Source organism: Bacillus sp. LB7, assembly GCF_030449715.1.
Classification (GTDB): Bacteria; Bacillota; Bacilli; order Bacillales; family Bacillaceae; genus Bacillus; species Bacillus paralicheniformis.
Genome location: NZ_JASGCA010000068.1, coordinates 1 through 346 on the forward strand (window position 1 = coordinate 1; position 346 = coordinate 346).

At 45.1% G+C, this 346-nt stretch carries 1 pseudogene; it reads left to right on the forward strand.

From position 1 onward, the window contains the following. Positions 1-44: 44 nt before the first annotated feature. Positions 45-346 (forward strand): annotated as a pseudogene (locus tag QMZ64_RS23095) (phage/plasmid primase, P4 family); the annotation flags it as partial.

The window sequence follows — 346 nt, forward strand, 5'->3', positions numbered from 1 at the left end:
TGAGGGAGTGTATAGCTCCCTCGTTTTTAAAGGGGAGTTATCACATGTACGAATTTAAGAACATACCGCAAGAGCTAAAAAACGCCCCTCAGTGGATTTTATGGCGTTCCGAAGAACGTGACGGTAAGAAAACAAAAGTGCCGTACCAGATTGACGGCAGCATGGCTCAATCCAGTAATAAAAGAACCTGGTCGACATTCCCGACCGTTTTGAAATTTTATAACGATCGAGATTATGACGGGATCGGCTTCATGTTTTCAAAAGATGATCCGTTCATCGGCATAGACATAGATCATTGTGTGGAGGACGGTGTCTTGTCCCCGTTCGCTGAGGAAATCGTTCAGGC